The organism is Betaproteobacteria bacterium (assembly GCA_016720065.1).
Classification (GTDB): Bacteria; Pseudomonadota; Gammaproteobacteria; order Burkholderiales; family Rhodocyclaceae; genus SSSZ01.
The window spans coordinates 2,878,444-2,905,162 of record JADJXY010000002.1 but is presented as its reverse complement, the minus strand read 5'-3'; the positions used below and the strand labels follow the sequence as shown (position 1 = coordinate 2,905,162).

At 68.3% G+C, this 26,719-nt stretch carries 22 protein-coding genes and 1 pseudogene; 16 read left to right on the top strand and 7 right to left on the bottom strand.

The features are described 5' to 3' along the window. The first annotated feature begins 63 nt into the window (after nucleotides 1–63). The 4 genes from glpK to katG all read left to right on the top strand — a co-directional run bounded on the left by glpK (nucleotide 64) and on the right by katG (nucleotide 8,127). Nucleotides 64–1,563 carry a glycerol kinase GlpK gene (gene glpK, locus IPM73_16865; protein ID MBK8919665.1) on the top strand — a complete coding sequence of 500 codons (1,500 nt, stop codon included), beginning with the start codon at nucleotides 64–66 and terminating at the stop codon, nucleotides 1,561–1,563. Beyond that, a complete protein-coding gene (locus tag IPM73_16860; GenBank protein MBK8919664.1) occupies nucleotides 1,560–3,128 on the top strand; it encodes a glycerol-3-phosphate dehydrogenase/oxidase in 1,569 nt (522 codons plus the stop codon). The genes glpK and IPM73_16860 overlap by 4 nt, the downstream gene beginning before the upstream one ends. 98 nt (nucleotides 3,129–3,226) lie before the next feature. After that, on the top strand, nucleotides 3,227–5,749 hold the full coding sequence (locus tag IPM73_16855; GenBank protein MBK8919663.1) for a DNA topoisomerase III: 2,523 nt from the start codon (nucleotides 3,227–3,229) through the stop codon (nucleotides 5,747–5,749). Between the two features lie 182 nt (nucleotides 5,750–5,931). Further along, on the top strand, nucleotides 5,932–8,127 hold the full coding sequence (gene katG, locus IPM73_16850) for a catalase/peroxidase HPI (GenBank protein MBK8919662.1): 2,196 nt from the start codon (nucleotides 5,932–5,934) through the stop codon (nucleotides 8,125–8,127). A gap of 173 nt (nucleotides 8,128–8,300) precedes the next feature. On the opposite strand, the gene IPM73_16845 is transcribed toward katG, so the two are convergent. The 3 genes from IPM73_16845 to IPM73_16835 all read right to left on the bottom strand — a co-directional run bounded on the left by IPM73_16845 (nucleotide 8,301) and on the right by IPM73_16835 (nucleotide 10,634). Further along, a complete protein-coding gene (locus IPM73_16845) occupies nucleotides 8,301–9,761 on the bottom strand; it encodes a Fic family protein (GenBank protein ID MBK8919661.1) in 1,461 nt (486 codons plus the stop codon). 271 nt (nucleotides 9,762–10,032) lie between these two features. Further along, a complete protein-coding gene (locus tag IPM73_16840; GenBank protein MBK8919660.1) occupies nucleotides 10,033–10,338 on the bottom strand; it encodes a HigA family addiction module antidote protein in 306 nt (101 codons plus the stop codon). A gap of 14 nt (nucleotides 10,339–10,352) precedes the next feature. Continuing rightward, on the bottom strand, nucleotides 10,353–10,634 hold the full coding sequence (locus IPM73_16835; GenBank protein MBK8919659.1) for a type II toxin-antitoxin system RelE/ParE family toxin: 282 nt from the start codon (nucleotides 10,632–10,634) through the stop codon (nucleotides 10,353–10,355). A 386-nt stretch (nucleotides 10,635–11,020) separates the two neighbouring features. Here IPM73_16835 and IPM73_16830 point away from each other — a divergent pair, with 386 nt between their 5' ends. The 4 genes and pseudogenes from IPM73_16830 (at nucleotide 11,021) to IPM73_16815 (ending at nucleotide 15,254) form a co-directional block, all read left to right on the top strand. Then, nucleotides 11,021–11,773: a DUF3348 domain-containing protein gene (locus tag IPM73_16830; protein ID MBK8919658.1), complete on the top strand. Its 753-nt coding sequence runs from the start codon at nucleotides 11,021–11,023 to the stop codon at nucleotides 11,771–11,773. Continuing rightward, nucleotides 11,773–13,984: pseudogene (locus IPM73_16825) on the top strand (DUF802 domain-containing protein). Before IPM73_16830 ends, IPM73_16825 begins: the two are co-directional and overlap by 1 nt. A gap of 2 nt (nucleotides 13,985–13,986) precedes the next feature. Beyond that, nucleotides 13,987–14,622, top strand: a complete 636-nt coding sequence (locus IPM73_16820) for an OmpA family protein (protein ID MBK8919657.1) — start codon at nucleotides 13,987–13,989, stop codon at nucleotides 14,620–14,622. Then, nucleotides 14,622–15,254 carry a DUF2894 domain-containing protein gene (locus tag IPM73_16815; GenBank protein ID MBK8919656.1) on the top strand — a complete coding sequence of 211 codons (633 nt, stop codon included), beginning with the start codon at nucleotides 14,622–14,624 and terminating at the stop codon, nucleotides 15,252–15,254. The genes IPM73_16820 and IPM73_16815 overlap by 1 nt, the downstream gene beginning before the upstream one ends. Before the next feature lie 78 nt (nucleotides 15,255–15,332). Here IPM73_16815 and IPM73_16810 read toward each other — a convergent pair whose 3' ends face one another. From IPM73_16810 to IPM73_16800, 3 genes are all read right to left on the bottom strand, one after another. Beyond that, nucleotides 15,333–15,629: a DUF2502 domain-containing protein gene (locus tag IPM73_16810; GenBank protein MBK8919655.1), complete on the bottom strand. Its 297-nt coding sequence runs from the start codon at nucleotides 15,627–15,629 to the stop codon at nucleotides 15,333–15,335. Between the two features lie 158 nt (nucleotides 15,630–15,787). Further along, nucleotides 15,788–16,702 carry a LysR family transcriptional regulator gene (locus tag IPM73_16805; GenBank protein ID MBK8919654.1) on the bottom strand — a complete coding sequence of 305 codons (915 nt, stop codon included), beginning with the start codon at nucleotides 16,700–16,702 and terminating at the stop codon, nucleotides 15,788–15,790. Then, the gene (locus IPM73_16800) at nucleotides 16,699–17,409 is read right to left on the bottom strand and encodes a 16S rRNA pseudouridine(516) synthase (GenBank protein MBK8919653.1); all 711 of its coding nucleotides are present in this window, start codon (nucleotides 17,407–17,409) and stop codon (nucleotides 16,699–16,701) included. Before IPM73_16800 ends, IPM73_16805 begins: the two co-directional genes overlap by 4 nt. A gap of 22 nt (nucleotides 17,410–17,431) precedes the next feature. Here IPM73_16800 and IPM73_16795 point away from each other — a divergent pair, with 22 nt between their 5' ends. Then, the gene (locus IPM73_16795; GenBank protein MBK8919652.1) at nucleotides 17,432–17,902 is read left to right on the top strand and encodes a DUF1857 family protein; all 471 of its coding nucleotides are present in this window, start codon (nucleotides 17,432–17,434) and stop codon (nucleotides 17,900–17,902) included. Between the two features lie 7 nt (nucleotides 17,903–17,909). Here IPM73_16795 and IPM73_16790 read toward each other — a convergent pair whose 3' ends face one another. Then, entirely contained in the window at nucleotides 17,910–19,532 is a 1,623-nt protein-coding gene (locus IPM73_16790) for an ABC-F family ATPase (GenBank protein MBK8919651.1), read from the bottom strand. Nucleotides 19,533–19,653: 121 nt separating this feature from the next. Between IPM73_16790 and IPM73_16785 the strand changes: the two genes are divergently transcribed. From IPM73_16785 to IPM73_16755, 7 genes are all read left to right on the top strand, one after another. Beyond that, a complete protein-coding gene (locus IPM73_16785; GenBank protein ID MBK8919650.1) occupies nucleotides 19,654–20,535 on the top strand; it encodes an SPFH domain-containing protein in 882 nt (293 codons plus the stop codon). 91 nt (nucleotides 20,536–20,626) lie between these two features. Continuing rightward, a complete protein-coding gene (locus IPM73_16780) occupies nucleotides 20,627–21,754 on the top strand; it encodes a response regulator (protein MBK8919649.1) in 1,128 nt (375 codons plus the stop codon). 110 nt (nucleotides 21,755–21,864) lie between these two features. Next, a complete protein-coding gene (locus tag IPM73_16775) occupies nucleotides 21,865–23,004 on the top strand; it encodes a class I SAM-dependent methyltransferase (GenBank protein ID MBK8919648.1) in 1,140 nt (379 codons plus the stop codon). 47 nt (nucleotides 23,005–23,051) lie between these two features. After that, nucleotides 23,052–24,335 (top strand): glutamate--cysteine ligase, encoded by a 1,284-nt coding sequence (gshA, locus tag IPM73_16770; GenBank protein MBK8919647.1) that lies wholly within the window; start codon nucleotides 23,052–23,054, stop codon nucleotides 24,333–24,335. Between the two features lie 70 nt (nucleotides 24,336–24,405). Beyond that, complete coding sequence (gene gshB / locus IPM73_16765) at nucleotides 24,406–25,416, top strand: glutathione synthase (protein ID MBK8919646.1); 1,011 nt, start codon at nucleotides 24,406–24,408, stop codon at nucleotides 25,414–25,416. Continuing rightward, nucleotides 25,404–26,453 carry an FAD:protein FMN transferase gene (locus IPM73_16760; GenBank protein ID MBK8919645.1) on the top strand — a complete coding sequence of 350 codons (1,050 nt, stop codon included), beginning with the start codon at nucleotides 25,404–25,406 and terminating at the stop codon, nucleotides 26,451–26,453. Before gshB ends, IPM73_16760 begins: the two co-directional genes overlap by 13 nt. Next, the gene (locus IPM73_16755; protein ID MBK8919644.1) at nucleotides 26,450–26,647 is read left to right on the top strand and encodes a hypothetical protein; all 198 of its coding nucleotides are present in this window, start codon (nucleotides 26,450–26,452) and stop codon (nucleotides 26,645–26,647) included. Before IPM73_16760 ends, IPM73_16755 begins: the two co-directional genes overlap by 4 nt. The last annotated feature ends 72 nt before the right edge of the window (nucleotides 26,648–26,719 follow it).

The following is a 26,719-nucleotide window of genomic DNA, read 5'->3' as shown; positions in this document are numbered from 1 at the left end:
GGGATTGCCCCGCCGCGCCCGGCGGCCTATGCTGGCGGCAATGCCCCGCCGCAGGAGCCCGCCATGCCCACCCCGTGCTGCATCGTCGCCCTGGACCAGGGCACCACCAGTTCCCGCGCCATCGTCTTCGACCGCGAGAGCCACATCCTGGCCGTCGCCCAGCGCGAATTCACCCAGCACTTCCCCCGCCCCGGCTGGGTCGAGCACGACGCCGAGGAAATCTGGCGCACCCAGGCCGCCGTGGCCGAGGAAGCCCTTTCCCGGGCTGGATTGGGGGCTGGCGATGTGGCCGCCGTGGGCATCGCCAACCAGCGCGAGACCACGATCCTGTGGGAGCGGACCAGTGGCCGGCCCCTGGCGCCAGCCATCGTGTGGCAGGACCGGCGCACCGCCGAGGCCTGCCGCCGTCTGCGCGACGAGGGCCTGAGCGAGGTCGTGGCCGCACGGACGGGCCTGGTCCTCGACCCGTATTTCTCCGCCACCAAACTCGCCTGGCTCCTCGACACCCTACCGGGAGCCCGCGCCCGGGCCGAAGCCGGCGAACTCTGCTTTGGCACCGTAGACACCTGGCTGGCCTATCGCCTGACCGGCGGGCAGGTGCACGCCACCGACGCCAGCAACGCCTCCCGCACCCTGCTTTTCGATCTGCACCGGGGAGCCTGGGACGAGGAGCTCCAGAGCCACCTCGCCATCCCCGCCGCCGTGCTTCCCCAAGTGGTCGACACCGGGGCCCTTCTCGGGCCGATCACCACCCTGCCGGCCCTGGCCGGCGTTCCCCTCGCCGCCGGGGTCGGCGACCAGCAGGGCGCCCTGGCGGGACAAGCCTGTTTTACCCCGGGCCTGGCCAAGAACACCTACGGCACCGGCTGCTTCCTGCTCGTCAATACCGGTTCTGCGGCTCCCCGTTCCCGCCACGGCCTCCTCACCACTGTGGCTTCTCGGCAAAAGGGAGTGCTCACTTATGCCTTGGAGGGAAGCGCTTTTGTCGGGGGCGCCGCGGTGCAGTGGCTGCGGGACGGCCTGGGCATCATCGCCGCCTCGTCCGAAGTCGAGGCCCTGGCAGCCTCGGTGCCCGACAGCGGCGACGTGGTCTTCGTCCCCGCCTTCGCCGGCCTGGGGGCACCCCACTGGGACGCCGACGCCCGGGGAACCCTGGTCGGCCTCACCCGGGGCAGCACCCGCGCCCACATCGCCCGGGCCACCCTGGAGGCCATTGCTTTCCAGGTCGCCGACCTGGCCGATGCCGTGGCCGCCGATTGCGGCACTCCCCTGGCCGAATTGCGCGTCGATGGCGGAGCGGCGGCCAACGACCTGCTCCTCCAGATCCAGGCCGACCTCCTGCAACGCCCGGTCGTGCGGCCCCGGGTCATCGAGACCACCGCTCTGGGGGCGGCCTACTTCGCCGGCGTGGCCAGCGGATTCTGGCTCGACCTGGCCAGCGTGGCCGAACACTGGCAAATCGACCGGCGCTTCGAGCCCGGCATCCCGCCGGCGGAAGCCCGACGAAGACGCGACCGCTGGAACGAGGCGTTGGATCGCGCCAAAGGCTGGGCCCAGCCATGAAGCGGGAGCTCATGCTTGCAGCCCTGGAGGACGGGCGCACCTGGGATCTCCTGGTCATCGGCGGCGGCGCCACCGGTCTGGGCATCGCCGTGGACGCCGCCGCCCGCGGCTACGCGGTGGCCCTGGCGGAGGGCGAGGACTTCGCCAAGGGCACTTCCAGCCGTTCGACCAAGCTGGTCCACGGTGGCGTGCGCTACCTGCAACAGGGCAACGTGGCCCTGGTCATGGATGCCCTGCGGGAGCGTGGCCTGCTGCGCCGCAACGCGCCTCACCTGGTGCATGACCTGGCCTTCGTGGTGCCCAGTTACGAATGGTGGGAATCCCCCTTCTACGGCATCGGCCTCAAGGTCTATGACCTCCTGGCAGGCGAATACGGCTTCGGCTCCTCCAGTCACCTCTCGGAGGAAGACGTGCGGGCGGCCATCCCCACCATCGAGACCGAGGGCCTGCGCGGCGGCACCCGCTATTTCGACGGCCAGTTCGACGACGCCCGCCTCGCCATCCACCTGGCCCTCACCGCGGCGGACCGGGGCGCGGTTGTAGTCAACTACTGCCCGGCCGTGGCGCTCGAAAAGGACGGTGCCGGCCGGGTGTGCGGAGCCCGCCTCCTCGACCGGGAAAGCGGGCGCGATTTCACCGTGCGCGCCCGGGCGGTCATCAACGCCACCGGCCCCTTCGCCGACGGCCTGCGCCGTCTGGACCGGCCCGACGCCGCGCCGGTCATCGCCCCCAGCCAGGGCAGCCATATCGTCCTCGACCGCGACTTCCTCCCCGGCAATAGCGCCATCATGGTGCCCCACACCGACGACGGCCGGGTCATGTTCGCCATCCCCTGGCACCACCGGGTCATCGTCGGCACCACCGACGTGCCGGTCAGCGGCGTTGCCGCCGAACCCGTCCCCACCCGGGCCGAAATCGATTTCATCCTCGACACCGCCAACCGTTATCTGACGCGGGACGCCGGCTACGCCGACATCCGCGCCGCCTTCGCCGGCATCCGCCCTCTCGTCAAGGCCGGCGAAGGCAGCGGCACGGCGGGTCTGTCCCGCGACCACAGCATCCTGATTGACCCCCACTCCGGCCTGCTCACCGTAGCCGGCGGCAAGTGGACCACCACCCGCCACATGGCCGAGGACACCGTCGATCTGGCCGCCACCCTGGCCGCCTTGCCCCAGCGCCCCTGCCCCACCCGCGACCTGCCCCTGCACGGCCACGACCCGGACGCCCGCCGCCACGGTCGCCTCGCCCCCTACGGCAGCGACGCGCCGGAACTCCTCCGCCTGGAAGCCGAACAGCCGGAACTGGCGCGGCCCCTGGTGCCGCAATTGCCCGCCACCGGCGCCGAAGTCGTCTGGGCCTGCCGCTGCGAAATGGCCCGCAGCGTGGATGACGTTCTGGCCCGCCGCACCCGCAGCCTCCTCTTCGACGCCCGCGCCGCCCAGGCCGCGGCCCCCGCCGTCGCCCGCCTGCTGGCCGCCGAACTGGGCCGCGACGCCGCCTGGGAAGACGCCCAGGTCGCAGCCTTCTCTGCCCTCGCAGCGGGCTACCTCGCCCCCGGCTCCTGAAGCTCCCCGCCCGCCGGCAAAGGGTTTTGCCGGGGAAATCCGGCTTGCCAAGGCTCTTCCTCGGCACTTATCATGCCCCGCACTCCACAGGGAACAGCATGGGCAAAAAACTAATCATCGCCGAAAAGCCCTCGGTCGCCGGCGACATCGCCAAGGCGCTGGGCGGCTTCACCAAGCACGACGACTACTACGAAAGCGAGTCCCACGTGCTGACTTCGGCCGTCGGTCACCTGCTGGAACTGGCCTGCCCGGAGGAATTCGAGGTCAAGCGCGGCAAGTGGTCCTTCGCCCACCTGCCTGTGATCCCGCCCCACTTCGCGCTATCTCCCATCGACAAGACCAAGTCCCGGCTCCAGGTGGTGACCCGGCTGATCAAACGCAAGGACGTGGACGGCCTGATCAACGCCTGCGACGCGGGGCGCGAAGGCGAGCTGATCTTCAATTACATCGCCCAGCACGCCAAGGCCGGCAAACCGGTGCAGCGCCTGTGGCTCCAGTCCATGACCCAGGGCTCCATCCGCGACGGCTTCGCGCGCCTGCGCAGCGGCCACGAGATGCGCGGCCTGGCCGACGCTGCCGTCTGCCGTTCCGAATCCGACTGGCTGGTGGGTATCAACGGCACCCGGGCGATGACCGCCTTCAATTCCAAGACCGGCGGCTTCCACCTGACCACCGTCGGCCGGGTACAGACGCCGACGCTCGCCATCGTCGTGGAACGGGAAAAGAAAATCCGCGAATTCAAGGCCCGCCCCTACTGGGAGGTGGAGGCCGAATTCGCCGCCAAGGCCGGCACCTACGGCGGCAAGTGGTTCGACGAAGGCTTCAAGGGCAAGGACGAGGACGAACACGCCCGTGCCGACCGCCTGTGGGAGGAAGCCAAGGCCGCGGCCATCCGCGCCGCCACCGAGGGCAAGCCCGGAGAGGTGACGGAAGAGGCCAAGCCTGAAACCCGCCTCTCGCCACTGCTCTTCGATTTGACGAGCCTTCAGCGCGAAGCGAACGCTCGCTTCGGCTTCTCGGCCAAGACGACGCTGTCCATCGCCCAGGCCCTCTACGAGAAGCACAAGGTCCTCACCTACCCGCGAACCGATTCCCGGGCGCTCCCCGAGGATTACCTGGGCACGGTGAAGGCCACCCTCACCATGCTCACCGGCGAAGGCGTCGGCAAGGGTCACGACGAGGTGCTGCTGGCCAAATATTCGCCCTTCGCCCACCAGATCCTGGCCCGCAACTGGGTGATCCCCAACAAGCGCATCTTCAACAACGCCAAGATCAGCGACCACTTCGCCATCATCCCCACCCCCCAGGCGCCCAAGCACCTCAACGAGATCGAGCAGAAGCTCTACGACTTCGTGGTGCGCCGCTTCCTGTCGGTCTTCTTCCCGGCCGCCGAATACCTGGTCACCACCCGCATCACCCGCGTCGCCAGCCATCCCTTCAAAACCGAGGGCAAGGTGCTGGTCAATCCGGGCTGGCTCGCCGTGCATGGTAAGGAAGCTCAGGAAGGCGAGGAAGGCAATCTGGTGAAGGTGGACGCCGGCGAAAAGGTCCACACTGAAGAAGTCACGGTCAAGGCCAACACCACCAAGCCGCCCCCCCGCTACTCGGAAGCCACCCTGCTCTCCGCCATGGAAGGCGCCGGCAAGATGGTGGACGACGAGGAGCTCAAGGCCGCCATGGCCGGCCGCGGCCTGGGCACGCCGGCCACCCGGGCTCAGATCATCGAAAACCTCATCGGCGAGCAATACATGCACCGGGAAGGCCGCGAGCTGATCCCCACCGCCAAGGCCTTCTCCCTGATGACCCTGCTCACCGGCCTGGGGGTCAACGAACTCACCCAGCCGGAACTGACCGGCGACTGGGAATGGAAGCTGGGCCGTATCGAGAAGGGCGACTTCACCCGCGACGAGTTCATGCGGGAAATCGCCGAAATGACCCGCCACATCGTCGAGCGGGCCAAAACCTACGACAGCGACACCATCCCCGGCGACTTCGGCCTCCTCAAGGCCCCCTGCCCCCGCTGCGGCGGCCTGATTCGCGAGACCTACAAGAAATTCCAGTGCAGCGACTGCGACTACGGCCTGTGGAAAATCGTCGCCGGCCGGCAGTTCGAGCCGGAAGAAATCGAGACCCTGATCACCGCACGGCAGATCGGCCCCCTCACCGGCTTCCGCAACAAGATGGGCCGCGCCTTCGCCGCCGCCATCAAGTTGAACGACAAGAACGAGCCCGAATTCGACTTCGGCCAGGACCGCGCCAGCGAGGAAGGCGAAGCCGAGGCCGTCGATTTCTCCGGCCAGGAAGCCCTGGGCAAGTGTCCCAAGTGCGGCGCCGGCGTCTTCGACCATGGCAACGCCTATGTCTGCGAAAAGTCCGTCGGCCCGGCCAAGACCTGCGACTTCCGCTCCGGCAAGATCATCCTGCAGCAGCCGGTTGAGGCCACCCAGATGCAGAAGCTCCTGGCTACCGGCCGGACCGATCTCCTGAAGGAATTCGTCTCCAACCGCACCCGGCGCAAATTTTCTGCCTACCTGGTGGTCCAGGCCGGCAAGGTCGGCTTCGAGTTCGAGAAAAAGACCCCGGCCAAAAAACCTGCGGCCAAGAAGAAAACCGAAGCCTGAGTTCTTCGCCCGCGCCCGCAGCGTTCCACGTGAAACTCTCCGCGGCGCTGCGGCGCCCCTGACCCCCCTCCCCGCCCGGCGATATGCGTTCCCTATCGCCCCCATAGCGGCAATTCCTTGGACGCGCCGGCAGGGGCCGCCTACCTTGAAGCACCTACACCAGGTTTTTCAAGGAGAGAGTCATGAGCAACGCAAACAAGTGCCCCTTAGCGGGCACGCACGGCGCCCGGGCGACCCAGGGCGTGCAATCCAACCGGGACTGGTGGCCGAAGCAGCTGAACCTCAACATCCTGCACCAGCGCGCTCCAGCCTCCAACCCGCTGGGCGCCGACTTCGACTACGCCGCCGAATTCAAGAAGCTGGACTACGCCGCCCTCAAGCGCGACCTCGTCGCCCTGATGACCGATTCCCAGCCCTGGTGGCCCGCCGACTGGGGCCATTACGGCGGCCTCTTCATCCGCATGGCCTGGCACAGCGCCGGCACCTACCGCACGGCCGACGGCCGAGGCGGCGGCGGCACCGGCAACCAGCGCTTCGCCCCGGTCAATAGCTGGCCGGACAACGGCAACCTGGACAAGGCCCGGCGCCTGCTCTGGCCCCTCAAGCAAAAGTACGGCAGCAAAATCTCCTGGGCCGACCTCTTCATCCTGGCCGGCAACGTGGCGCTGGAGTCCATGGGCTTCAAGACCTTCGGCTTCGGCGGCGGACGCGCCGACATCTGGCAGCCGGAAGAAGATATCTACTGGGGCAAGGAATCCACCTGGCTCGGCGACGAGCGCTACCGCGGCGAGCGCCAATTGGAGAACCCCCTGGCCGCCGTCCAGATGGGCCTGATCTACGTGAACCCCCAAGGGCCGAACGGCAATCCGGACCCTGTGGCCTCCGGCCGCGACGTGCGCGAAACCTTCGCCCGCATGGCCATGAACGACGAAGAGACCGTCGCCCTGGTGGCCGGCGGCCACACCTTCGGCAAGGCCCACGGCGCCGGCGACGCGGCCCTGGTCGGCCCCGAGCCCGAAGGCGCCCCCATCGAAGCCCAGGGCCTGGGCTGGATCAGCACGCACAAGAGCGGCAAGGGCGGCGACGCCATCACCAGCGGCATCGAAGGCGCCTGGAAGCCCAACCCGACCACCTGGGACAACGGCTACTTCGACACCCTCTTCGGCTACGAATGGGAACTCAGCAAGAGCCCCGCCGGCGCCCACCAGTGGGTGGCCAAGAACGTCAAACCGGAGCACATGATTCCCGATGCCCACGACCCGGCCAAAAAACACCCGCCCATGATGACCACGGCCGACCTCAGCCTGCGTTTCGACCCCCTCTACGAGCCCATCGCCCGCCGCTTCCATAAAGACCCGGCCGCCTTCGCCGACGCCTTCGCCCGCGCCTGGTACAAGCTCACCCACCGCGACATGGGGCCCAAGGCCCGCTACCTCGGCCCCGAAGTGCCCGCTGAAGACCTCCTCTGGCAAGACCCGCTGCCCGCCGTCGACCACCCGCTGATCAGCGCGGCCGACGTCGCCGCCCTGAAAGCCCAGGTGCTCGCCTCCGGGCTCAGCATCAGCGAACTGGTCGCCACCGCCTGGGCTTCCGCTGCCACCTACCGCGGTTCGGACATGCGGGGCGGCGCCAACGGCGCCCGCGTCCGCCTCGCCCCGCAAAAGGACTGGGAAGCCAACGACCCCGCCCGGCTGGCCAAGGTACTCGCCACCCTGGCGGGCATCCGCGAAGCCTTCAACGGCGCCCAGACCGGCGGCAAGCAGGTCAGCCTGGCCGACCTCATCGTGCTGGCCGGCAACGCCGCCGTCGAAGCCGCCGCCCGGGCTGCCGGCAACCCGGTCGAGCTGCCCTTCACCCCCGGCCGCACCGACGCCACCCAGGAACAGACCGACGTCAATTCCTTCGCCGTCCTCGAACCCCAGGCCGACGGCTTCCGCAACTACGCCAAACAGGCCTACAGCGTCAGCGCCGAAGAACTGCTCATCGACAAGGCCCAGCTCCTCACCCTGAGCGCGCCGGAGATGACCATCCTCGTCGGCGGCCTGCGCGTCCTCGGCGCCAACAGCGGCGGCTCCCGCCACGGCGTCTTCACCCGCCGGCCCCAGGTGCTCAGCAACGACTTCTTCACCCACCTGCTGGACATGGGCACCACGTGGCACCCCACCACCCCCGCCGCCGACACCTTCGAAGGCCGCGACCGCCACAGCGGCCAGGTCAAATGGACCGCCACCCGGGTAGACCTCGTCTTCGGCTCCAACTCCCAACTCCGCGCCCTGGCCGAGGTGTACGCCCAGGACGACGCCCAGGAGAAGTTCGTCCGCGACTTCGCGGCGGCTTGGACCAAGGTGATGAATCTGGATCGGTTTGATGTGAGGTGAGGGCTTGGGACACTCCCCTCCCCTTCAAGGGGGTGAGCGCGGAGTTTCGCAGAGCATTGCTCTGCGCCGTCCGAACGGGCTGGCTGCGCAAAGCCAGCCCTGGATGGGCTGGGGTGGGGATGGGGTCCCCGTGCCACGCACGCCCGGTGCGGAAGCGGTATCAACCAACCCCGTCACCCCGCCCCTGCCGCCCGAACAATCTGCGCCGCAATAAACCGGGCGAAGCCGGTCACATCATCATCCACGCTCGTCGATTCGAGGCCGCTCATGTATTCATGCCGATCATCGACGCGGATGACCGTCCACGGATAGCCCCCCGCCGCCAGCAGGACATTCATCGTGAAGCGGGCGATCCGCCCGTTTCCATCCATGTAAGGATGTATAAAGCCGAAGAGCCAGTGCCCGAGAACCGCCCGCGCAAACGGGTCCGCCTCGGCCGCCAGGCATTCGCGCAGCGCCTCCATGCCATCGAGCAGGTGGTCGTGGGGCGGTGGCGTGTGCAGGGAACCTCGCAGATAAACGCCATGACGGCGATAGCCCACCAGGTCAGCCACCTCGAGCATGCCCGCATCGACCGCAGGCCCAAACAGCTTCTGATACCACCCCTGATGCCGGGAGGTGAAAAGTTGTGCCGCAAGGCCGGGCTTGGCACTGCGCTGCTCATACACCGCCACGGCGGCGTCTCGTACCAACTCGAAGGCATCCAAGTAGCCCTTGGCGGCCATCGCCGCCACCTGACGTTGATCGGCCGCATCGCTGATCGGATCCCACCCCTCATCTGCCACCTTGCGAATGAGTTCGGGCGTCACCCGATAGCGCTCGATGGACAGCGAATGATAGGCATCCTGCGTGCGGATCGCCTGTACGCGGCGCAGGTAATCGGCCGGGCTCACGTCGACGATGCCCCCCTCCGGCCGGCAGGCGGCCACTGCCTCCCGGTGCTGTGCCCACAGGGCGCGCACACGGGCGTAGAGCGGCGAGCGCCCCGGCTGCCCAAGCGCAAAGATTGGCGCTTCCGCAAACGGCGTTTCGTCGGCCTTGATGTGGATGCCAAGCCCGAGAAGCTGCTGCTGCACCGCATCCGCGAAATCGCCCCGGTTCACCTGCCGATACGCCGACAACGCGCGGGCAAGCCCGGTGCGATTGACGTTGGCCAGCGCAGCCAGCGCACCCGGATCCTGCACCTGGGCCATGACGATCTGCATTTCCCGCCCATAGGCCGTGAAATGCCGTGGCGGCAGATTGACCAGGCAAAGCGGAAGGCTCATGCAACGCAAACCCTGCAGTTCAACCGCCTGTCCAGCCCCCGGAAAGGCCGATCTGCCCGGGAACATGGCGATCGTATGGCCAAAGGCAAGCTCCTGTACCTGGCTCAGATTCGACTGCAACACCACGTTCACCGTCTTGGGAATCACCGTGTACTGGGCATGCCGCAACAGCGAATGCTCCGCCGTCAGACAGTAACCCGCGCCGAAACGCTCGCCGAGATAACGGGCCAGGTACTCCCAGAAATTGGCGAAAAACGGGGTCGAATCGCCTACTTCGGCCGTCGGGTCGGAAACGAAATACCAGCCCTTGAGAATTTCCCGCAGGTAGCCGGATTGCAGCAGCAGCACACGATTGGCGTTGCTCAACTGATGGCCACGCACCACGCCCCGGTCCGCTCCCAGAACACCGCGCAATTCTTCCAGCGCGCGGGCCAGCTTTTGCCGCGGAGTCAGTCGCGGTCGCGCCATGCATCACCCTGTCTTATTGAAATAAATCACCATGTTTTCGTTAAATTAATTTACATGCTTAACTTGCGTTAATCAACATGTTTTGCTTTAACGAAAGCGCCACCGTGCCCGCCAGAGCGGCCTCATCCGCCCCCGCGGCCTGGAGCCCGGGAGCTGCCGCGGGTAGGCCTCACGCGGCTCGTTGCCGCGGGCGAACTTCCTCGGCGATCAACTCGCCGGCTTCGCTCTCTGCCCGCTTCAGATCAAACGAGCTTTGCAGGTTGAGCCAGAACTGCGCCGTCGTGTCGAAGTAGCGAGCCAGGCGCAGGGCCGTGTCCGGGGTCACCGCACGCCGTTCGCGCACGATGTCGTTGATCCGCGGCGCCGGCACGTGCAGCGCCATCGCCAGAGCATTGGCGCTCATCCCCAGGGGGACGAGATACTCCTCCCGGAGAATTTCGCCGGGGTGAATCGGTCGCATGTTGTTGCTTGCCATCTGCCGCCTCGCGTTCAGTGATAATCCACGATCTCGACATTCACCGGCCCGTTGTCGGTCCACACGAAGCACACGCGCCACTGATCGTTGATGCGAATGCTGTGCTGGCCTGCCCGGTCACCGCTCAGCCCTTCCAGGCGATTGCCCGGGGGCGAGCGCAAATCCCGCAACTCCAGCGCATCGTCCAGCATTTGTAACTTGCGCTGGGCGACGCTCTCGATATTGCGAAACCGCCTCGGGCTGCCCCCTTCATAAATTGCCTGAGTATCGGAGCAGCGGAATGACCGTATCGTCATGGACGAATGCTATAACGCACCCCATTAAACGTCAAGCGATAACCGCAGGGCGATTGCCTCTCGGTTTTCTCGCTTGAGTGATCCGAGGGAGGCGCCACTGCCGGAGCGGCCAGGTCAAGTAGACCACCAGGCCGGACCTCACTTTCGGCTCGAACTCCCAGTTCCCCGCCCCAGCCGATGTCTACGCCGAGGACGATGCGAAGGAGAACGTCGTCCGCAGCGACTTCGCGCGGGCCTGGACCAAGGTGATGAATCTGGATCGCTATGAGGTGAGGTAAGCGCCACACTCCAAGGTACCCGGATGTCCAGATCGAACACCCCCTCACCTCCCCCCTCACTCTGTAGTACCCTACCCCCCCCTTCAGCAGTCGGAAGTCGGTTTTTGTATGGCACAGGCGTTGCCGCGATCGAGTTTCACCAGTTCCCGGCTGGTGCGCGTGCTGGCCGAGATGGCGGTGGCGGAGGTTGGCGAGGGGCGGCCGAGCGTGGCGGAGCGCCTGGGGCAGTGGCTGGACTTTACGGATTCCATCGCCCTTTCCGGCGCCCTGGCAGGCGGCGGCAACCTGCGCGGAGCCCCGCCAGGGGCCGGTGTCGAGACCCTGCGGGCGGACTTTGCCCGGGTGCGAAATTTCCTGGCGGAATCCATCGTCAATGACGGAGTGCTCAATCCGGGCCCGGCCCGGGTAAAATTACCCACCCCGGCGTTGGATGCCGCCGCCGAAAATGCGGCGGATTTCGACCCCTATCACCGGTATGTCCTCGCCCACCAGCGGGACATGGGCAGCAGCATCGCCCCCCTGCGCGCCCATGCGCGGGCAGCGCTGGCGGGTCGGTCCCCTTCCCTCAAACAGCTCGCCGACCTGGATGCGGTGCTGGAGCAGGCCCTGGGCACCCGCGAGCGCAACCTGCTGGCGACGATTCCCCTGCTGCTGTCCAAGCGCTTCGCGCACTTGCACGCAGCGCACGTGGCGGCCCTGGGCGGGGGGGAAGACGATGTGCAGCGCTGGCTGCAGCCGGGGGGCTGGCTCACTGCCTTTGCCCAGGACCTGCGGGCGGTGCTGCTGGCGGAACTGGAATTGCGCATGGCGCCCGTGGCCGGGTTGATCGAGGCGCTTGGCAATGAGGAAGTGACGCTGTAATGAACAAGAAACTCTGTTGGACGGCCTTTTTTGCGGGCCTGGCCGCGGTGGCCTGGGTGGGCGCCGGTTACGTGGGTGCCAGCCCCCTGGCCCTGGTCATGACGGCCGCCATCGGCGCCGTGTATGTGGTCGGCGCCTCGGAACTGCGCCGTTTCGACCAGGCCACGGCATCGCTCACTCGCGCCCTGGCCGATCTGCCCGACACTCTGCCCGACCTGGGTGACTGGATCGCCCGCCTCCACCCCTCCCTGCAAAACGCCGTGCGCCTGCGCGTCGAGGGCGAGCGGGTCGGCCTGCCCGGCCCGGCGGTGACGCCCTATCTCGTGGGCCTGCTGGTGCTGCTGGGCATGCTCGGCACCTTCCTCGGCATGGTCGTCACCCTGAACGGCGCCGTCCTGGCCCTGGAAAGCACCACCGACCTGCACACCATCCGCGCCGCCCTGGCCGCGCCCCGTCAAGGGCCTGGGGCTGGCCTTCGGCACCTCGGTGGCCGGCGTGGCGGCCTCCGCCATGCTGGGGCTGATCTCCTCCCTGTGCCGCCGGGAGCGGCTGTTGGCCGGGCAGATGCTCGATACCCGCATCGCCACCACCCTGCGCGCCTTCTCCCTCACCCACCAGCGGCAGGAGACCTTCAAGGCCCTGCAAGGCCAGGCCCAGGCCCTCCCGGCCGTGGTGGAACAGCTGCAGGCCCTGATGGCGCAGATGGAAGCCCACCACCGCACCCTCGGCGAACGCCTGCTGGCCGGGCAGGAAGGCTTCTACGCCGAAACCCGGGGCGCCTACGGCGAACTGGCGGCCTCGGTGGATCGCTCCCTCAACGCCAGCCTCACCACCAGCGCCCGCCTCGCCGGCCAGACCATCCAGCCCGTGGTGGAAGCCACCATGGCCGGCATCGCCCGCGAAACTGCCGCCCTGCACGCCGGCGTAGCGGCCACCGTGCAGACCCAGCTCGACGGCGTGGCCCAGCGCTTCGCCGCCACTGCCGCCACGGTAACTGAAGGCTGGCAGGCCGCCCTGGGCCACCACCAGCAAACCTGCGAACGGCTGGCGGCGAGCACGGAAACGGCCTTGGCGAACTACGCCGCCACCTTCGAGCAGCGCACCGCCGCGCTGCTGGCCAGCGTGGAAGCCGCCCACGGTACCCGCCAGAGCGAGCTGGCTGCCACTACGGCCGCCCTGGCCAAGGACACCGCGGCCCTGCACGACACCCTGGCGGCCACCGCCGAAGCCCGCTTCGCCGCCCTGGCCGAGCGCTTCAACACCACCGCCGCAGGCGTGGCCCAAACCTGGAACGCCGCCCTGGCCAAACACGAAGGCACCAGCGACCGGGTGGCCGCCGAGTGGCAGGCCGCCCTCGCCGGCTTTGCCGAAACCTTCGCCCAGCGCTCCGAAGCCCTGCTCGCCACCGTGGGCGAGGCCCACACCGCCCTGCGGGGCGAACTGGCCGCCGGCGACCGGGAACGCCAGACCGCCCTGGCGACGGCCCTGGAGGCCATGGCTGCCGGCCTGCGCCAGGAATGGCAGGCGGCAGGCGCCCAGACCCTCGCTCAGCAAGAGGCCATCTGCGCCACCCTGCGGGAAACGGCGGCCTCCATCAGCGCCGACACCCGGGCCCAGGCCAGCGGCACCATAGCCGAAGTGTCGCGCCTGATGCAGACGGCAGCAGAGGCTCCCAAGGCCGCCGCCGAGGTCATCGGCCAGCTGCGCCAGGAGCTTTCCGCCAGCATCGCCCGGGACAACACCCTGCTGGCAGAACGCAGCCGCATCATGGAAACCCTGGGCGCCCTGCTGGATGCCATCAACCACGCGTCCACCGAGCAACGGGGCGCCATCGACGCCCTGGTGGCTTCCGCCGCCACCCTGCTGGAGCGTGCCGGCGGCCGGCTGGAAGAGCGGCTGGAGGCCGAATCGGCGCGGCTCGATACGGTGGCGGCCCAAGTCACCGGCAGCGCCGCCGAGGTGGCCAGCCTGGGCGAGGCCTTCGGCCTGGCGGTGGAGCGCTTCAGCGACAGCAACACCCAGCTCATGACCGCCCTGGAACGCATCGAAGGCGCCCTGGGCAAGACCCTCGCCCGCAGCGACGACCAGCTCGCCTACTACGTGGCCCAGGCGCGGGAGATCATCGACCTCAGCATCCTCTCGCAAAAGCGCATGGTGGATGACCTGCAACAGCTCTCCGGCCAGCAACCGGCCCTCGCCGCCGCGGCCTGACCATGGACCACAGCGAGAGCATCGAGCACACAACGCCCGTCTGGGCGGTCTTCGGCGACCTCATGGCGGGCTTGCTGGGGGCGTTCGTCATCATCCTGGTGGGGGTGCTCGGCGTGCAGCTGGACCTGGTGAGCAGCCTGGAAGCCGAGGTCAAGAAACGGCAGGTGGAAGAACAGCGCCGCCAGGCCCTGGAAAAGGCCCTGGCCATTCCCCTGGCTTCGGGCCGGGTGACCTTCGCCGACGGCCGCATCGGCATCAGCGGCAGCGTGCTCTTCGCCCTCAATTCGGACCAGCTGCAACCCGAGGGGCGGCAGCTCCTGAAGAGTCTGGCGGCGCCGCTGGCCGCCTACCTGGGCGCCCGGGACGAAATGCTGATGGTGAGCGGCTTCACCGACGACCGCCCGGTGCTGGGCAGCAACCGGCAGTTCGCCGACAACCTGGAACTCTCGGCCCAGCGCGCCCTGACCGTGGCGCGGGCGCTGATCGAGGCCGGCCTGCCCGCCGATGCCGTCTTCGCCGCCGCCTTCGGCCCCCAGCAGCCGGTGGCCTCCAACGACGATGCTGCCGGCCGGGCCAGGAACCGGCGGGTGGAAATGGCGCCGGTGCCGAAAACGGCCAGGGCCAAGCCGGAAGTCTGATGGCCGGCCCCGGGCAAGGCACCACCGTGGCTTCCGCCGAACTGCTAGAGGCCCTGCGGGCCAGCGGCGCCGCCGGCCGGGAGCCGGTCCGGTTCCGCTTTATCGAAGCCCTGGCCCGGCGCGCTGAAGGCCAGACCGGGGAAGCGCGGCGGGTGATCGACGAGAAGTTGGTTCGGGCGGCCATCGCCCTGGGCGAACGCTGCGCTGGCGCACCGTCGGCGGAACGCGCCAGTGCAGCACCTGCACCGCCCAGCCCCCTGGCCGAACTCCTCGCCCACATCCGCGACCACGCCGCGCCCGAAGCGCCGAGCGATCCCCACCACGCCCCCGCCAATGCCGCGCCCCGGGGCGAGTTGAAGTCGGTGGCCTACTTTCAGCGCACCTGGTCGCAGATGAGCGTCGATCAGCAACTGGCCGAGGCCCTGGCCCGGGTGCCCGAGAACGCCGGCCCCTTCAATCCTCAACTTCTGGCCATGCGCGCCCTGCAACGGGTACGGGACATCGCCCCGGACGCCCTGCGCCACTGGCTCACCTACATGGATGCCCTGATCTGGCTGGAACAGGCCCTGGGCGCCGAGCGGCCCGGGGCGGGAAGGCGCGAAAAAAGGGGCGGTGGCGGCAAGTCCCGCTGAGGCCTCCCGGCCCGGGTTTCGCGCCCGGGCGACACAGCGCGTCCTGGTGCCACGATACGGCTGTGCCGGCAGCAGCCGTCAGCAGTTGCCCTTCTTGGCCTGCCCCGGCGGGCAGAAGCCGCCATCCCGATGGGGAACGCCCTTGCCCCGGCCGGTGTAATAGCGCTCGCCGCGGGGTCCGTCGTGACGCCGCCAGTAGTCGGGATCGCGCCACTCGTGGCCATCCCAGTAATACCCCCGGTCGTTGCGCGAGCCGAAGGTGATGGACACCCCCGGCGCATCGACGCGCACCGATCCGACGTTGACGTTGATATCCACCGCCTGGGCGAGGGACGGCAGGACGGCAAGGGCCGTGATGAGCAAGGCTTGGCGCATGGATGGCTCCAGAAATTGCGGGAAAGTGGTGAACACAATAGCGCCGCCGCGCGCGAAGCACCAAGCCCCGCTGGGCTTTCCCCTACCGGGCGGTCCGTTCCACGTGAAACACCGCCCGGCAGAGGGGCGCAGCGCGACCCGTTGACCAGGGAAGCCCCCTACCGTACCGCGGTCGCCCCCGGCAGCTTGCAGCCCAGCACCGCCGCCCGCACGGCGTCGATGGCTTGCGGCCGGGGAAAGGTCACCCGCCACACCAGTCCTACCCGGCGGGAAGGCGCGCTGCCCCCGAAGGGCAGCACCTTGACCAGGGATTCCCGCCCCTCCAGGGGGTCGGCCGCCGTGCTGGGCATGACCGCAACCCCTGCGCCGCTGGCCACCATGTGGCGGATGGTCTCCAGGGAACTGCCTTCGAGGGAGTGTTCCAGGGCGTCCGGCCCGTTGAGTTTGGGGCAGGATTCGAGCACCTGGTCGCGGAAACAGTTGCCCTGGCCGAGAAGGAGGAGGTCCTGGCCGTCGAGTTCGTCCGCCGCCACCGCCTCGCGCCGGGACCACGGGTGGGCGGCGGGAACGACGACGCGGAAGGGTTCGTCGTACACCGCTTGCGCCACCAGTCCCGGCTCTTCGATGGGCAGGGCGATGACGATGACGTCCAGTTCGCCCGCCTTGAGCGCCGGAATGAGGTTGCCGGTGAAATCCTCCTTGAGGAAGAGCGGCATGGCCGGCGCGCAGCGGTGCAGGGCGGGAATGAGCGGCGGCAGCAGGTAGGGGGCGATGGTGTAGATGACCCCCAGGCGCAGGGGGCCGCTCAGGGGGTCGCGACCCTGCTTGGCGATTTCCTCCAGCTTGACGCTTTCGTCGAGCACCCGCCGGGCCTGGGCCACCACCCGCTCGCCCAGGGGGGTGATGCGCACCTCGGAGGCATTGCGCTCGAAGAGGGCGCCGCCCAATTGGCCCTCGACCTTCTTGATGGCCACCGAAAGGGTGGGCTGGCTGACGTGGCAAGTGTCCGCCGCCTTGCCGAAGTGGCGCTCCCGGGCCAGGGCGACGATGTAACGCATTTCGGTGAGGGTCATGGCGTGTGTTCCAGTCGTTCCAGCTCGGCGGGGCTCAGCCAGGCCCAGGCGCCGGGAGCCAGGTCCGTCGGCAGGGCAAGGCCACCGATCGCCTCCCGGTGCAGGGCCGTGACCCGGTTGCCCACCGCGGCCACCATGCGCTTGACCTGGTGGTACTTGCCCTGGGTGAGGGTGAGGCGCAGGGTGTGGGGGGCCAGCATGACCGCCCCGGCCGCGGCCACCGGCTGCGGGTCGTCATCGAGGACGACGCCGGCCAGCAGCGCGGCGATCTGCGTCGCGCCCAGAGGGTCGGCCGTGGTGGCGCAATACACCTTGGGCAGCTTCTTGCGCGGCGAGGAAAGGCGGTGGTTGAGGGCGCCATCGTCGGTGAGGATGAGCAGCCCCGTGGTGTCTTCGTCCAGGCGTCCCACCGGCTGCACGCCCCGCTCCCGCAGCGGGCGGGGCAGGAGTTCGAGCACCGAAGGGTGGTGCTTGGGCTTGCGCGAACATTCATGGCCAACCGGCTTGTGCAGCATGAGCACGGCGCGCTCCTGCCAGGGCCACTCGACGCCATCGACGCTGAAGATCAGATCGGGGGCTGGGGGAATTTCGGCGAAGGGATCGTCGCAGGCCTGCCCCGCCACCCTTACCCGACCGTGGCGGACCAGGGCGCGGCACTCCTTGCGGGTCCCGAAACCCTGGCGCTGAAGGAGTCGCTCAAGCTGCATGGGGCGATGTTAACATCCGGGCATGAAATTCGAACATCTCATCGCCATCAACGACCCGGGGAATCCCCTCATCGCCTCCCTCGACCGCTTCCAGGTCTGGGCCGGCCTGCTGGCCCGGGTGGAAGACCCGCGCCCCTTCCTGCCGGGACTGGAATCCTGCACCATCGTCGAACGCTCCCCCGCTGGCCTCAAACGCCGCCTGAATTTCGGCGCCGCAGTCATCGAGGATCGGGTGACCCTGGAAGAAGCCTCCTGGGTGCGCTTCGACATTCTTCCCGGCCCGGCCCACGCCGGCGGCAGGCTCACCATCACCCTGGAAGAGCCGCAGCCCGGCTACCTCTTCCTGCGCTTCGCCTACGTCACCAGCTTCGCTGCCGCCCAGGGGTCGGAGGACAAGGCCTACGTGGAATACGTCAAATCCGCTTACCACCAGTCGGACCTGGACTGCGTGCGCCTGATCCGCATCCTGGCAGCGGGCGGAACGCCGCAGTAGCTCCGGGCTACGCGACGCCCTGGCTAGCCAGGTAGTCCTCGTAGCCGCCCAGGTAGTCGACGACGGTCCCGTCGCCCTTGACCTCGAAGACCCGGGTAGAAAGCGAAGACACGAACTCCCGGTCGTGGGAGACGAAGACCAGGGTGCCCGGGAATTTCTCCAGGCCGCTGTTCAAGGCCTCGATGGATTCCATGTCCAGGTGGTTGGTGGGCTCGTCCATGAGGAGCACGTTGCCCCGTTGCAGCATGAGCTTGCCGAAGAGCATGCGGCCCTGTTCGCCGCCGGAGATGACCTTCACCGGCTTCTTCACCTCGTCGCCGGAGAAGAGGAGCCGCCCCAGGGTGCCGCGGATCAGGGTTTCCACGTCGCCGCCCTCCCCCGCCGAATCCCGGGCGTCGGCGGCGATCCAGTCGGTGAGGCTGATGTCGGACTGGAAGAGGGCCGAATGGTCCTGGGCGTAGTAGCCGGGCTTGGCCTTCTCGGCCCACTTCAGGGTGCCGAACTGGGGCTGCACTTCACCCATCAGGAGCTTCAGCAGCGTGGTCTTGCCGACGCCGTTCTCGCCGATGATGGCGATTTTCTCGCCGGCATGGATGGTGAAGCTGAGGTTGTTGAAGACCTTGCGCGCACTGCCCGGGTAGGCGAAGGAGAGGTTTTCCACCTCCACGGCCTGGCGGTGCAGCTTTTCCTTCTCGTCGTATTCGAAGCGGATCCAGGGGTACTGGCGGGATGAAGGCTTGACGTCCTCCGGCTTCAGCTTGTCGATGAGCTTCAAACGGCTGGTGGCCTGCTTGGCCTTGGAGGCGTTGGCCGAGAAGCGGCGCACGAAGGTCTGCAATTCGGCGATGCGCTCCTTGGCCTTGGCGTTGGCGGCGGACTGGCGCTCCCGGGCCTGGGTGGCAGCCTCCATGAAGTCGTCGTAGTTGCCGGGGTAGACCGTGATCCTGCCGTAGTCCAGGTCGGCCATGTGGGTGCACACCTGGTTGAGGAAGTGGCGGTCGTGGGAAATGATGACCATGGTCGATTCCCGGGCGTTGAGCACGTCTTCCAGCCAGCGGATGGTGTTGATGTCCAGGTTGTTGGTGGGTTCGTCCAGGAGCAGGATGTCCGGATTGGAGAACAGGGCCTGGCAGAGCAGCACCCGCAGTTTCCAGCCCGGCGCCACCTGGCTCATGGGGCCGTCGTGCTGGGCGGTGGGAATGCCCACCCCGAGGAGCAGTTCGCCGGCCCGGGCCTCGGCGGTGTAGCCGCCGTACTCGGCAAAGTGGTGTTCCAGGTCGGCAGCCTTCATGTAGTCGTCTTCGCTGGCCTCCGGGTTGGCGTAGATGGCGTCCCGCTCCTGCATGGCGGCCCACATTTCTTCGTGGCCCATCATCACCACGTCGAGCACCCGCACGTCTTCGTAGGCGAACTGGTCCTGGCGCAGATAGGCCATGCGCTCGTGCTTTTCCTTGGAAACGTTGCCGGCGGAAGGCTCCAGGGCCCCGCACAGGATTTTCATGAAGGTGGATTTGCCGGCCCCATTGGCGCCGATGAGGCCGTAACGGTAACCGTCGCCGAATTTGACGTTGACGTTCTCGAACAGGGGCTTGGCCCCGAACTGCATGGTGATGTTGGCTGCGACCAGCATGGTGATTCTCGCTTCTGGAGGGGAGGCCCGGCGGCGCCGGCAGGGGGGCGAATTGTACCTGCTTTCAAGGACATGCCGGGCCTCGGGTAGAATGGGCGTCCCCTGTCCCAAGGCACCCGCAATGGCTCACCCACGCCCCGAAGAACTGGCCGAACGACCGGCCTTCCATGTTTCCGGCTGGGTCGTCCTCATGGTCTGGCTTGCCGTCGCCGGCGGGCTCGGCTGGCGCTTCCTCGGCGAACTGCTCGCCACCGGCCAGCCTCCGTTCCGGCTGCTCATCGCCCTGCCCCTGCTCTTCATCGCCGCCAAGGGATTCATCGTCCTCGAACCCAACATCGCGGCGGTCCTGACCTTTTTCGGCAAGTACGCGGGAACCCTCCGCAACGAAGGATTCTTCTGGTTCAACCCCCTCTGCCATCGCCAGAAAATCTCGCTGCGAGTGGCCAACCTCAATACCCCGACCCTCAAGGTCAACGACAAGGCGGGCAACCCCATCGAAGTCGCGGCGGTCATCGCCTGGCGGGTGGCCGATACCGCCAAGGCCGCCTTTCAGGTGGAAAACTACGCCGCCTTCGTCGTCATCCAAAGCGAATCCGCGGTTCGCGCGGTAGCGAGCACTCGCTACTACGATGACGACGCCCAGGGGGCGAACTCCCTGCGCGGCGACCTGGAGGCGGTCGCCGAACGCCTGGGAAGAACCATCCAGGAGCACGTGGACATCGCCGGCCTGGAAGTGATCGAAGCCAAGATCGCCCACCTGGCCTACGCGCCGGAAATCGCCAGCGCCATGCTGCGCCGCCAGCAGGCCGAGGCCGTCATCGCCGCCCGGCAGCGCATCGTCGAAGGGGCGGTGGGCATAGTGCGTCAGGCCCTGGACGAATTGGCCCGAGCCCAGGTCGTCACCCTCGATCCAGAAGACCGGGTCCGCCTGGTGACCAATCTCCTCACCGTCCTGGTGTCCGAGAGCGAGACCCAGCCCGTGCTCTCGGTCAACCGCGACTGAGCGCCCGTGAACATTTCCTTCGCCCCCGCTCGTCACGCCCAACCGGGGTTTCCAGGATAATTCAGACGCTCTCAATGCCCAGGAGAAAGTCATGAGCGACAAGAACCGCATCGCCGTCGTCGAAGACAACGCCCCCCAGCGCATGATCCTCATCCGCCTGCTGGAAGGGGAATACGCGGTGGCGGAATTCGCCAACGGCGAAGCCTTCCTCGCCGCCCCGGCGGAGTTCGACGCCGTGCTCCTCGACATCGAGATGCCCGGCCTCAGCGGCTACGACACCTGCCGCCGCCTGCGCGAGGGAGGCAGCGAGGTGCCGGTGATTTTCGTCTCGGCCCACGACACCGCACCGGAGCGGCTCGCCGCCTACGAAGCCGGCGGCGACGACTTCATCACCAAGCCCATCACCGCGGCCGAACTGCGTCACAAGGTCGCCGCCGTGGTGCAGCAGCGGCAGCGCCTCAAGGATCTGGCCGCCCAATCGGCCTTCGCTTCCCAGGCAGCGTTTTCCGCCATGAGCACCATGGGCGACCTGGGGGTGGTGATCGAATTCCTCCGCCAGGGGGCCAGCGCCGACACCCACGACGCCCTCGCCCGCCGGCTCTCCGAGGCCATGGCCGCCTGGGGTCTGCGGGGTGCCGTCCAGGTGCGCGGCAACGGCGAACCCGTGACCGTGTCCACCGAAGGCGAGCTTTCGCCCCTGCAAACCTCGGTCCTCGACACCATGCGCAACATGGGCCGCATTTTTGAATTCGGCTCCCGCGCCGCGGTCAATTACGCCCATGTTTCCCTGCTGGTGAACAACCTGCCCACGGAAGACCCGGACAAGGTGGGTCGCCTGCGGGACCATCTGGCGGTTCTGGCCGAAAGCGCCGACATTCGCGTGCAGGGCATGGACGCCGCCAACGAGCGTGACCTGCAAAAGGTCGGCATCGCCGGCTCCCTGGCCGAACTGCGCGGCGCCCTGACGCGCACCAATCAGCGTCTGGTAAGCAACCGCCTCGCCGGCCAGCGCCACATGATGGACCAACTGGAAAGCCTGGCCCGCACCCTGGCCAGCCTGGGTCTGTCTGAAATCCAGGAAAATTTCGTCGGCGACCTGGTGCGGGAAACCCTCGATTCCGCCCTGCAATTTTTCGACGAAGCCGCCCGGGGCGAGGACGAATTTTCCGAAGTGCTGGCCCGCCTGGAGCGCCTGGCAGCCTCCGACTACCGCCTGTGAATCTCGACCTGCCCTTTGACGCCCCCCTGCCCGACGTAGCGGAGGTCCCTCCCCCCTACGACGTCACCGGCCTGGGCCAGGTCTTCACGCCCGACGCGGTGGTGGAGGCCATGCTCGCCCTGCGTCGGCGCCAGGGCCGAACCCTGGAACCCTCGGCGGGCAACGGCGCCTTCTCCCGCCGCATCCCCGGCTGCGTCGCCGTCGAAGCCGACGCCCGCCACGCGCCCCCCGGGGCAATCGTCATGGATTTCTTTGCTTACCCCGAGAGTGAGCGCTTCCATACGGTGATCGGCAACCCCCCTTACGTGCGCTTCCAGGACATCGCCCCCGCAACCCGCAGCCGCCTCAGCAGCCGCTTTTTCGACGGCCGCTCCAACCTCTACCTCTTCTTTATCGAAAAGGCGGTGCGTCACCTGGAACCCGGCGGTGAACTCATCTTCATCACCCCCCGGGATTTCCTCAAGACCACCTCGGCCGTGGCCCTCAATCGCTGGCTGTATACCCAGGGCAGCATCACCGACGCCATCGACCTGGGCGACACCCCGGTGTTTTCCGGCGCCATGCCCAACTGCCTCATCTGGCGCTTCGAACGGGACGATTTCAGCCGCGGCACGCGCTACGCCGCCCTGCCTCGCCGCAGCGCCCTGGGCACAGCACTGGTAACGCTGCAATGGGAAGAGAGACTCTTCCAGGAAGTGAGCGGACACTTACACTTTGCTCGCGACCGCCACGCCCGCTGCCTGGGCGACCTGTTTTCGGTGCGGGTCGGCGCGGTTTCCGGCGCCGACGAGGTCTATACCGACCCCCGCGGCAATCGCGATTTCGTCTGTTCCCAGACCGCCGCCAGCGGCGCAACCCGGCGCATGATCTGGCAGGCCCCCGGCGGGCCAGGCCCCCACCCGGCGCTCCTGCCCCACAAGGCGCGCCTCATCGCCCGTCGCATCCGCGCCTTCGACGAGAGCAACTGGTGGCAATGGGGCCGCAGCTACCCGGAGACCGACGCCCCCCGCATCTACGTCAATGGCCGCACCCGGCGCGAGCAACCCTTCTTCCTCCACCCCTGCCCCCACTACGACGGCGCCATCCTCGCCCTCTTTCCCCATGACCCGGCGGCGGACCTCGCCGAACTCTGCCGCCAGTTGAACGCCCTCGATTGGGCCGCCCTGGGCTTCGTCTGCGACGGACGCTTCCTGTTCACCCAGCGCAGCCTGGAGAACGCCCCCCTGCCGGCCACCTTCGCCGCCCCCTGATGCCCCACGGTGTAAGATAGGCCTCCCAAGGCCGTACCCGAAATCCCATGGTTCCCCACCTCACCACCGCCCTGTCGGGCCCCCTGCTCGACCTGGAAAAACGCTTCCTCGACAACGCCAGCACCATCGAGCACTGGCTGCGGGGGCAGTGGCAGGACCACACCCCCCCCTTCTACGCCTCCTGCGACCTGCGTAACGCCGGTTTCAAGCTGGCGCCAGTGGATACCAACCTCTTCCCCGGCGGCTTCAACAACCTCAACCCGGCCTTCCTGCCCCTCTGCGTCCACGCGGCCATGGCGGCCATCGAAAAAATCTGCCCCGACGCCCGCGACCTGCTCCTCATCCCCGAGAACCACACGCGCAACGTCTACTATTTGCAGAACGTCGCCCGCCTGGCCCATCTGCTCTCCCTCACCGGCCTCACCGTACGGGTGGGCAGCCTGCTCCCGGAGATCACCGCCCCCACCCCCGTCGCCCTTCCCGACGGCGACAGCCTGCTCCTCGAACCCCTGCGCCGCAGCCCCCGCCGCCTGGGGCTGGAGGGCTTCGATCCCTGCGCCATCCTGCTCAACAACGACCTCTCGGCCGGCGTCCCGGATATCCTGCGCGACCTCAACGAGCAATTCGTCCTGCCGCCGCTCCACGCCGGCTGGGCCGTACGGCGCAAGTCCCACCACTTTGCGGCCTACGCCGAGGTCGCCACCGCCTTCGCCGAGCACATCGGCATCGATCCCTGGCGCATCAACCCCACCTTCGCCGTCTGCCGCAGCGTCAATTTCCACGAGCGCCAGGGCGAGGAATGCCTGGCCGCCCAGGTCGCCGCCGTCCTCGCCGAGGTGGGGGAAAAGTACCGCCAGTACGGCATCTCCGAAACACCCTACGTGGTGGTCAAGGCCGACGCCGGCACCTACGGCATGGGCGTCATGACCGTGCGCGACGCCGAGGAAGTGATCGGCCTCAACCGCAAGCAGCGCAACAAGATGAGCGTGGGCAAGGAAGGCCTGGAGGTCAGCGAAGTCCTCATCCAGGAAGGCGTCCCCACCGTCGAGACGGTGCACGACGCCGTGGCCGAGCCGGTGATCTACCTCATCGACCGCTACGTGGTCGGCGGTTTCTACCGCGTGCACAAGGCCCGCGGCAAGGACGAGAACCTCAACGCCCCGGGCATGCACTTCGAGCCCCTGGCCTTCGAGACCTCGTGCAGTCTGCCTCAGCCCGGCCGCAACCCGGACGACGCGCCCAACCGCTTCTACGCCTACGGCGTCGTCGCCCGCCTCGCCGCCCTGGCCGCAGCGGTGGAACTGGAGCGGACGGCGCCGGCCGAGGGCTGAGAGCCTGTGAAAATTCCGTTCGCCCCCGCCCGTCGTGCCCGAACGCTGCGCAGGCTCTGAGCCCTACGCCATGACCCTCCTTCCCCCCGCCCCGCCGGCCCGCCGGGGACCGCCCCTCCGGCTGGCCTTCATCGTCGATCCCCTGCCCAGCCTCAAGGCCTGGAAGGACACTTCCGTCGCCCTGATGCGGGCCGCCCAGGCGCGGGGCCATGCCGTGAGCGCCATCGACGCGGCGACCCTGGGCTGGGCAGTGCCCCGGGACGGCGACAGCGGTACGGTGCGGGGTGAAGCCATCGATCTGGTGCTTCAGGACGACGACTCAACCTGGTTCCGGGAGAGCGGGCGGGGCGAGCGCGCCCTCAAGGACTTCGACGCCGTGCTCATGCGTCAGGACCCCCCCATGGACGGCGAATACCTCGCCGCCACCTGGCTCCTGGAACGGGCCGAGGCCGAGGGCGCCCGCATCTTCAACTGCCCCCGCGCCCTGCGCGACCACAACGAAAAACTGGCCATCGCCGAATTTCCCCATCTGATTCCCCCCAGCCTGGTCACCAGCCAGAGCGCCGCCCTGCAGGCCTTCATCGACCGCGAGGGCGACGTCATCCTGAAGCCCCTGGACGGCATGGGCGGCACCGGGATCTTCCGCGTCGGGCGCAAGGACCCCAACCGCAACGTCATCCTGGAAACCGTCACCGCCCTGGGCCGACGCCGCGTCATGGCCCAGCGCTACCTGCCCGCCATCGCCGACGGCGACAAGCGCATCCTGCTCGTCGCCGGCCGGGCGGCGCCCTACGCCCTGGCCCGCTACCCCCGCGCCGGCGAAACCCGGGGCAATCTCGCCCTGGGCGGCACCGGCGTCGCCCGGGACCTGTCGGCCGGGGATCTGGCCATCGCCGCCGACCTGGGGCCTCGGCTCGCCGCACGGGGCCTTTTCCTCGTGGGCCTCGACGTCATCGGCGAGCACCTGAGCGAAATCAACGTCACCAGCCCCACCTGCATGGTCGAAATCCACGCCCAGACGGGTTTCGACGTGGCCGCTGCCACCCTCGCCGCCCTGGAGGACCAGTGCTGCGGCGCCTGAGCGCCCTGCCGCAGCTCGCCGTCCTGGCCGCACTCCTGGCCCTGCTCGCCGCCTGCGGCCGCACGCCGGTGCAGCAGCAGGAAGCCTACGTCTTCGGTACCCGGGTCGAAGTCCTCGTGGTGGCCGCCGAACCGGAGGCCGCCCGCAGCGCCATCGCCGCCGTCCTGCGCGAATTCGACCGTCTGCACCGCGCCTACCACGCCTGGCAGCCCTCGGAACTCACCGCCCTCAACCAGGCCATCGCCGCGGGCCAGGCCCACACCGTCACGCCCGAGCTGGCCGCCTTCATCCGCGAAGCCCAGGCCCTCGCCGCCCGGGGTGACCATCTCTTCGACCCCGGCATCGGCCGCCTCATCGCCCTGTGGGGCTTCCAGTCCGACGAATTCAAGGCCCAACTGCCCGATCCCGCCGCCCTCGCCGCCTGGCGCAAGGCACAACCCTCCATCGCCGACCTGCGGGTCGAGGGGACCACCGTGCGCAGCCGCAAGCGGGAAGTTGCCCTGGATTTCGGCGGCTACCTCAAGGGCGTCGCCCTCGACCGTGCCGCCACGCTCTTGCGGCAACAGGGCGTCACCAACGCCCTCATCAACATCGGCGGCAACATCCTCGCCCTGGGCAGCAAGGAAGGTCGCAAGTGGCGGGTCGGCATCCAGCACCCCCGCCAGCCCGGCCCCCTGGCCACCCTGGAACTGGACGACGGCGAGGCGATAGGCACCTCCGGCGACTACCAGCGCTTCTTCGAACTGGACGGCCAACGCTACGCCCACCTTCTCGACCCCCGCAGCGGCGCTCCGGCGGCCCACACCCAGGCCCTTACCGTGGTCATTCCCGGCGGCGCCCGTGCTGGCACCCTTTCCGACGCCGCCTCGAAACCGCTCTTCATCGCCGGCCCGCACGACTGGCAGGACGCCGCGCGGCGCCTGGGCATCACCCAGGCCATCCGCATCGACGCCGACGGCCGCATCGCCGTCACCGCCGCCCTGCACCGCCGCCTCAACTTTCTCGGTCCCGCGCCGGACCTGGACATCGTGCCGTGAGCACGCAGGAAGACCTGGACCACGCCGTACGCCGCGCCGTGGGCATCGCCGCCCTGCGCCGCCTGCGCCGCCTGATCAACGAAGAGCGCCGGGAAGAGGCGGAGAATCGCCTGCTCGCCCGCCGCATCGCCTGGGGCCTCGCCGCCGCCGCGGCCGTCGCGGCGCTCTGGCTGATCAGCCGCGCGCTGCATTGACCCGGCTTGGCCCGGCACAGCTTCACCCCCGCATCCCCCGGGAACGGAACCCGGAATTCGTCCGGGACTTCG

What these genes read in the sequence shown, in the direction of transcription:
- gshB (MBK8919646.1), top strand. Translation starts at nt 24,406, where the DNA reads ATGACCCTCCTTCCCCCCGCCCCGCCGGCCCGCCGGGGACCGCCCCTC.
- IPM73_16775 (MBK8919648.1), top strand. Translation starts at nt 21,865, where the DNA reads ATGCTCGCCCTGCGTCGGCGCCAGGGCCGAACCCTGGAACCCTCGGCG.
- IPM73_16785 (MBK8919650.1), top strand. Translation starts at nt 19,654, where the DNA reads ATGGCTCACCCACGCCCCGAAGAACTGGCCGAACGACCGGCCTTCCAT.
- gshA (MBK8919647.1), top strand. Translation starts at nt 23,052, where the DNA reads ATGGTTCCCCACCTCACCACCGCCCTGTCGGGCCCCCTGCTCGACCTG.
- IPM73_16790 (MBK8919651.1), bottom strand. Translation starts at nt 19,532, where the DNA reads ATGCTGGTCGCAGCCAACATCACCATGCAGTTCGGGGCCAAGCCCCTG.
- IPM73_16780 (MBK8919649.1), top strand. Translation starts at nt 20,627, where the DNA reads ATGAGCGACAAGAACCGCATCGCCGTCGTCGAAGACAACGCCCCCCAG.
- IPM73_16815 (MBK8919656.1), top strand. Translation starts at nt 14,622, where the DNA reads ATGGCCGGCCCCGGGCAAGGCACCACCGTGGCTTCCGCCGAACTGCTA.
- glpK (MBK8919665.1), top strand. Translation starts at nt 64, where the DNA reads ATGCCCACCCCGTGCTGCATCGTCGCCCTGGACCAGGGCACCACCAGT.
- IPM73_16810 (MBK8919655.1), bottom strand. Translation starts at nt 15,629, where the DNA reads ATGCGCCAAGCCTTGCTCATCACGGCCCTTGCCGTCCTGCCGTCCCTC.
- IPM73_16795 (MBK8919652.1), top strand. Translation starts at nt 17,432, where the DNA reads ATGAAATTCGAACATCTCATCGCCATCAACGACCCGGGGAATCCCCTC.
- IPM73_16835 (MBK8919659.1), bottom strand. Translation starts at nt 10,634, where the DNA reads ATGACGATACGGTCATTCCGCTGCTCCGATACTCAGGCAATTTATGAA.
- IPM73_16860 (MBK8919664.1), top strand. Translation starts at nt 1,560, where the DNA reads ATGAAGCGGGAGCTCATGCTTGCAGCCCTGGAGGACGGGCGCACCTGG.
- IPM73_16805 (MBK8919654.1), bottom strand. Translation starts at nt 16,702, where the DNA reads ATGACCCTCACCGAAATGCGTTACATCGTCGCCCTGGCCCGGGAGCGC.
- katG (MBK8919662.1), top strand. Translation starts at nt 5,932, where the DNA reads ATGAGCAACGCAAACAAGTGCCCCTTAGCGGGCACGCACGGCGCCCGG.
- IPM73_16840 (MBK8919660.1), bottom strand. Translation starts at nt 10,338, where the DNA reads ATGGCAAGCAACAACATGCGACCGATTCACCCCGGCGAAATTCTCCGG.
- IPM73_16800 (MBK8919653.1), bottom strand. Translation starts at nt 17,409, where the DNA reads ATGCAGCTTGAGCGACTCCTTCAGCGCCAGGGTTTCGGGACCCGCAAG.
- IPM73_16855 (MBK8919663.1), top strand. Translation starts at nt 3,227, where the DNA reads ATGGGCAAAAAACTAATCATCGCCGAAAAGCCCTCGGTCGCCGGCGAC.
- IPM73_16820 (MBK8919657.1), top strand. Translation starts at nt 13,987, where the DNA reads ATGGACCACAGCGAGAGCATCGAGCACACAACGCCCGTCTGGGCGGTC.
- IPM73_16830 (MBK8919658.1), top strand. Translation starts at nt 11,021, where the DNA reads ATGGCACAGGCGTTGCCGCGATCGAGTTTCACCAGTTCCCGGCTGGTG.